Here is a 5982-nt window from a genome sequence, read left to right on the forward strand (position 1 = left end):
GAACACTGTGCTACCTGGAAGAGTGCCATCTAGACGAGCGTAGATGTTGAAACCGTTAGACACTTCTTCAGGAACCGACAGTTTGTGAACTTCAAAACCCAGTTCACCGAGTTGCTCAGCCAAAGCTTCAGCAATCGCTTTTTCGTTACGAGATTCACTATCAATTTTCACTAGATCGCAGAAATGTTCTACGAGACGTTGTTCATTAATTTGGGTCATTGTTAATTCTCATTTTGCTCCGTTGTTTCTAAAGAAGTCACGGAGGCTGGAACAGGAAAATAACTATAACGCCTTTTTACAGAATCATTGCCTGAGTTAAATCAAGAAAATTATCTGATTATTCTAATTTATGAGAAAAATACTACGCGGATCGACCCATGTGCAGGATTTAAATCTCCATATGTGTCGGGTACAATGTGAAACCGCTTAAGGTAACCGTCGATTAAATTGGTATGCAATCAGTAATGGCACTTATAAATGAATAACAACAGAGTGTTAGGCTCATTTTTTCTCGTCGTACTGATCAGTGTTGTACTAGGATTGTATTTACTCTATCCAACTTATGACGACGATTTACAGACTATTCGACCAGAAACCCCAGGCGCGTACAGTCCCGAAAAAGAGTTATCAGCGACTCAATATGGCGCTGAACTCATTGAAATCCTTAATGTGTCTCGCGGTGATCCAAAGCTTGCCTCCCAAAAGCTTGAAACCTTAAAAGCAACGAGCCCTACGCAACATAAAGCCATCTATCGTGGTTATGAACTAATGATTTTATCGAATCTCGCACAGCATGATCTCGATAAACAGGCTGTGTCTGAATACACACGACAGATCAAGGCATTAGCACAGCGTGAAGATATGGGGTGGTTAAAGGCGCAATCTTTAGTTGAACTAGCGATTGAGCAGATGAGTCAAGGTGAATTAGTAGAGGCTGAATCTCAAGTTAAAGCAGCAATAAGTATCGCTGAATCAATCCAGTATGAAGAACTGTTGATAAAAGCCTACAACACTGTGGGGTCGATCAAAAACATCCAAAATGATTTTTCCGAAGCTCAATATTTTTTTCATAAGGGCTTAAATCTTGGCAAGAAATACCCACGGCATATCTATAACAGTAAGTTGATGTCGAATATGGCATTGCTTTATATCTATCTGGAAGATTGGCCGAAAGCACTCAAACTTATCGAACAGGCCAAAAAACTCTATATCAAAAGTGGATTACGCGATGGTTCAACCATCGGTGTGTTATATGTTAATGAATCATTTGCTTATCTACGCAGTGGCGACTTAGTAAAAGGTCGAGAGGCTTATAAAAGTGCCACCAAATTTAATGATGATAGCGTAAGTGAAAGATACAAAATCCTTCTTCTAAAAGCTCAGAGTGAAGTACTGCTAGCAGAAAAGAACTTTGAGTTAGCAAGGAAAGTAACAAACCAATGTATTGGTTACCCGGGTGTTGCAAAGTACACACTCCAACTTGGTCAGTGTTACTTAAACAGAGCTTTAGCAAATATCGGTTTGAACCAAGATAACTTTGTTTTCTTTGATCTAAAACGTTCGTCTACGATGTTTGATATTGTTGGCAGCCGTAGTTGGAAGGTGCTTGGTTTCAAAGCGCTTGCAGAATACTATGAATCTAAAGGCAACAGTGAAATTGGACTTCGGTATTTCAAGCTTTATTACAAGGGCAACAAAGCGCTGTTATTTGAAAAGCGTCAGAGTGATATCTTTTTATTAGAACAAGACTTTGCTACGGCTTCATTAGCGAAAGAGAATGAACTGCTTAATGCAGAAAAAGAGCTCGCAGAGATGACGCTAGATAAACAGAGCTTAAAAGACCGCATTGTTGTCGTACTCGGTGTTATGGTCATCATAAGCTTTGCTGTACTTCTGGTAAGGTTATGCACTATGCATAAGACCAACAAAGAGTTGGTTAAGCAATCGACGAGATGTGAGTTGACAGGTTTATTCAATAGACGCTACCTGGAACAATTGTTAACTCAGCCAATGCCATACCGTTTGTCGCCGTTCGGGTATACGCTTGCTATTTTGGACTTAGATCAATTTAAACGAGTCAATGATACATACGGACATGATATTGGGGACCAAGTTTTGGTAGAGGTTGCTAAGCGTATAGAGCGAGCGCTATCAACAAACGATGTGTTGGCTCGATGGGGTGGGGAAGAATTCGTTTTACTGCTTGCTGGCACTCAAGACCCAGACGAACAGTTGGAAATGATAAGGCAAACAATCGCTGATCAAACGATAGAAACGTATTCCGGTCCGTTAGCGTTAACTACATCAATTGGTGCGACCATTCATTTAACGTATCAAGAATTAAATAGCAGTACCTACAAACAGCATTTGAAATCAGCAGATGACGCTTTATATCAAGCAAAACAATCAGGGCGCAACCAGGTGGTCATTGCTTAGCGAAAAATACAGCTTAGTGCGAAAATACAGCTTAAATGAACCTGTAATTTAAATACTTGGCAGCCTAATCAGAATCATTCCCCTTAGGCAAAAGTGTTTAAATTTAATCGAGTAAAAGAACCTAAAGCAACCATTCAACTAAGCAACTAAGCAACTAAGCGAATAAGAGTGTTATCAACTCCTATTCGCTTAGTTTTTATATTATCTATTAAGAGTATTACTTAGCGATACTTTCTAACATTTCAACTAGCTCACTCTCTGTTGCTGGTTCTCGAGCGAGTTCAATGACTGCTGAAGCGCCACCTTTTAGCATATAAGCTTGAGTGCCACAGTGGTCATAATGGAACCACTTACCATCGACACACACATCGGTATAACATCTTGGGTCTTGTTTGAGTTCCAAAGTCATTTCCTTATTAACATTTGCCTAACGTTTTTTATGCTAATTGGTCACAACTTGGTGCGATTTGATCTGAATCAATTTAATATGTAATTGATGGTTTGATTATTAAATAGGAGATGTGCGTCTTGAACTGTCGAAGCCGATAAAGAGACAGCCTCTGGCGATTAAAGCGTTCAAAGGTCATGATTCCAATTCGCAGCTCTGCTTCTTTTGCTTGCCACGTGACGCTTTTCTACATACGCTAACCACTCTCTTAATCCCTATACAAATGTGATTGTGTTGGAAAATGACTAATATTTTTATCGTTGTAATTGTTCTGGTTGTGTTCTTTTACTTTATTCAAAACTATCTAGTAAAAAATGATGACACCAAAGATCATGCTTATCAAAAGAAAGGCTCGTTAATGTCGGCGCAACAAGCGACCTTCTATAACGCACTCAAATCCGCAGTGGGTAACCATGGGGAAGTATTTGCTAAAGTGAGCATGTCTAACATTGTTGTCCCCGCAAAGGCGCACAATAAAAAGAATTGGTTTATTGCGAACAACAAAATCTCACGCAGTTATTTTGACTTTGTAGTGTGCGACCCGCGAACGTTAGAGCCACGTGTAATCATCGAATTGGATAATGGGAAGGAGCTTAATAAAGGAAAGGTTGATCGCGAGAAGCTATTGATGCACGTTTGTAAATCGGCTGGCCTTCCACTTATTGGCGCTTCAATTAAGCACAGTTATCAAGTGAGCCGTTTGAAGAGGTTACTGGCAGCACACATCGATTTGATTGAGCCATCTAAAGAAGTTCGATTCTGTAAGAAATGTAGCAGCCCTATGATCATCAAACTCGCAAGCCATGGCGATTATAAAGGCCGACGTTTCTTTACTTGTAGTCGTCAACCTAACTGTACTTATACCGAGAACTACAACGTCGTGTTCGACATGGACGAAGATTCTAACTAATACCTTGCGCCGAAGTGCTCAGTAAAGGGAGAAAAGACGCGAAGCATGCTGATGTAGGTAATCATCGAAGTTGAACTTAAATGTGATCTACTTCAAGCCATTGATCTGCTTTGTGTTTAAATTTTATTCTGATTGTTGTTTTTAAAAGCAAACGAACCGTTTTGTGCAAATTTATCCTTGCACGCATCCAAATCACTCGCTATTATCCATCTCGTTCTGAAGCGTTAGCCACTTAATAAAGCGGTTAGATAAGTTTCACAGCATTGCCCGCTTAGCTCAGTTGGTTAGAGTACTTGCATGACATGCAAGGTGTCACTGGTTCGAGTCCAGTAGCGGGCACCACATTATACGAAAGAGCCCACCTAGTGTGGGCTTTTTTGTGCCTGTAATTCCTTGTTTTATCAGGCTCTTGGCTATTTTTTGGTCCCAAGAGATCCCATGATGTGTTGTAAAATCCACCGTTTAAAGTAATCTCTGAAGTAGTCTTTTAAGATCTAAGCAATTTCGAGGTTACTTCAGGGGGTTACGATGGCGAAAAAGGTACAGCCTTTAACGGCTACTCAAATCAAACAAGCAAAGCCTAAAGAGAAAGAATATAATTTAGGTGACGGTGATGGGTTATCACTGAAGATTAAGCCTATAGGAACAAAACTATGGCGCTTTTCTTATTATCATCCTATTTCACGAAAGCGCTTGAACCTAGCCTTAGGTAAGTACCCTGATATCTCCCTAGCCAAAGCAAGAACTAAAGCGATTGAGGCAAGAGAGCTCCTTGCAGACGGTATTGATCCTAAAGAGCATCGTGATAATACGCTTAGAACAAAGCAGCTCGAGCTATCAAACACATTGCAAGCAGTATTTGATGACTGGATTGAAGTTAAGAAAACAAGCGTCAAAGAGCAAACGGCTAAGAAATTGAAGCAACGCATTGAGAAGTACCTCTTACCTGACCTAGGTAAGTTTCCCCTTGGTGATATAACAGCCCCTCAAGCGATTAAAACAATTAAACCTATTGCTAACCAAGGTAAGCTAGAAACAGTGGGGCGCTTGTGCCGCAACCTCAATGAGATAATGACCTTTGCAGTAAACACGGGTGTGATTGAACACAACAAGCTTGCTGGCATTGGTAAAGCATTTGAGACTGCTAAAGTAACCAACCAAGCTTCGCTAACTCCTGACGAACTTCCAGAACTCCTCAAGGCTATCAATTACGCATCGATTAAGCCCATAACACGGTGTTTACTCGAGTGGCAACTCCATACAATGACAAGGCCAACTGAAACCGCAGGGGCACGTTGGGATGAAATTGACAGAGAAGAGATGCTTTGGATCATTCCTGCTGAAAGAATGAAAAAGGGTAGAGTACATACCGTCCCTTTAACAAAACAAACTCTAGATCTATTAGAAACTATTGATTTCATCACGGGTGATAGTGAATACCTTTTCCCTGCAGACAAAAGTAACAATAATCACATCAACAAAGAGACTGCAAACAAGGCATTAATACGAATGGGCATGAAGGGCAGGCAAACTTCTCACGGTTTACGCGCATTAGCTAGTACCACTCTAAATGAACAGAACTTTGAGCCAGACATTATTGAAGCTGCACTTTCTCATGTGGATAGAGATAAGGTAAGAAGCGCATACAACCGAACTGACTACCTTGAACGCCGTAAAGTTCTAATGGCGTGGTGGAGTGATCATATCGAAGAAGCTGCTTCGGGGAGCTTGTCGATGAGTGGTAAAAAGAGCCTGAAGGTTGTGGGTTAATAGGTATGTATTGTGATTTGATGTTCCAGCAAATCAGGGTTACGGTGTAACTTACAGCCTGCAATAGATTGAAAGGCATTGGCTTGGCGTAGAGTACGGTTTTCTATGGAGCATATAACCTAAATAATTTCAGACATATGTCATTTAAGTGAATCCACTCACTTGTAAGGTGTCAATATGCCAAACGTAACCACTCGATTAATTCGTCTCAATGAAGTACTAGTAATGACTGGCTTATCAAGGTCGGGAATGTATCGCTCTATAGAAAAACAGCAGTTTCCATCACAGGTGCCAATTGGAGATAGAGCCGTCGCATGGGTAGAAAGTGAGGTTCAAATGTGGATAGCTGAAAAAATTGAAGATCGTCACCTATCTTGATATGACAAAGGAGAGCTATGTGCTCTCCAAATTTATATAC

At 40.6% G+C, this 5982-nt stretch carries 5 protein-coding genes, 1 tRNA gene and 1 pseudogene; 5 read left to right on the forward strand and 2 right to left on the reverse strand.

Features of this window, described 5'->3' with window-relative positions; all coding sequences use genetic code 11:
• Positions 1-219, reverse strand: a pseudogene (locus AB4232_RS19975) (peptidase M20); the annotation flags it as partial.
• Positions 220-477: 258 nt separating this feature from the next.
• Between AB4232_RS19975 and AB4232_RS19980 the strand changes: the two are divergent.
• Positions 478-2436: a tetratricopeptide repeat-containing diguanylate cyclase gene (locus tag AB4232_RS19980; RefSeq protein WP_012604103.1), complete on the forward strand. Its 1959-nt coding sequence runs from the start codon at positions 478-480 to the stop codon at positions 2434-2436.
• Positions 2437-2653: 217 nt separating this feature from the next.
• Here AB4232_RS19980 and AB4232_RS19985 read toward each other — a convergent pair whose 3' ends face one another.
• A complete protein-coding gene (locus AB4232_RS19985) occupies positions 2654-2839 on the reverse strand; it encodes a hypothetical protein (RefSeq protein WP_009846910.1) in 186 nt (61 codons plus the stop codon).
• Between the two features lie 286 nt (positions 2840-3125).
• Between AB4232_RS19985 and AB4232_RS19990 the strand changes: the two genes are divergently transcribed.
• The 4 genes from AB4232_RS19990 (at position 3126) to AB4232_RS20005 (ending at position 5942) form a co-directional block, all read left to right on the forward strand.
• The gene (locus tag AB4232_RS19990; RefSeq protein WP_009846909.1) at positions 3126-3794 is read left to right on the forward strand and encodes a DUF2726 domain-containing protein; all 669 of its coding nucleotides are present in this window, start codon (positions 3126-3128) and stop codon (positions 3792-3794) included.
• A gap of 265 nt (positions 3795-4059) precedes the next feature.
• Positions 4060-4136: transfer RNA gene (locus AB4232_RS19995), tRNA-Val, on the forward strand.
• Positions 4137-4322: 186 nt separating this feature from the next.
• Entirely contained in the window at positions 4323-5564 is a 1242-nt protein-coding gene (locus tag AB4232_RS20000) for an integrase domain-containing protein (protein ID WP_372087845.1), read from the forward strand.
• A 177-nt stretch (positions 5565-5741) separates the two neighbouring features.
• The gene (locus tag AB4232_RS20005; protein WP_102278574.1) at positions 5742-5942 is read left to right on the forward strand and encodes an AlpA family transcriptional regulator; all 201 of its coding nucleotides are present in this window, start codon (positions 5742-5744) and stop codon (positions 5940-5942) included.
• The last annotated feature ends 40 nt before the right edge of the window (positions 5943-5982 follow it).

It is taken from the genome of Vibrio sp. 10N.286.46.A8, assembly GCF_041470165.1.
Lineage (GTDB): Bacteria > Pseudomonadota > Gammaproteobacteria > Enterobacterales > Vibrionaceae > Vibrio > Vibrio tasmaniensis_A.

What these genes read in the sequence shown, in the direction of transcription:
- AB4232_RS20000 (WP_372087845.1), top strand. Translation starts at nt 4,323, where the DNA reads ATGGCGAAAAAGGTACAGCCTTTAACGGCTACTCAAATCAAACAAGCA.
- AB4232_RS19990 (WP_009846909.1), top strand. Translation starts at nt 3,126, where the DNA reads ATGACTAATATTTTTATCGTTGTAATTGTTCTGGTTGTGTTCTTTTAC.
- AB4232_RS20005 (WP_102278574.1), top strand. Translation starts at nt 5,742, where the DNA reads ATGCCAAACGTAACCACTCGATTAATTCGTCTCAATGAAGTACTAGTA.
- AB4232_RS19980 (WP_012604103.1), top strand. Translation starts at nt 478, where the DNA reads ATGAATAACAACAGAGTGTTAGGCTCATTTTTTCTCGTCGTACTGATC.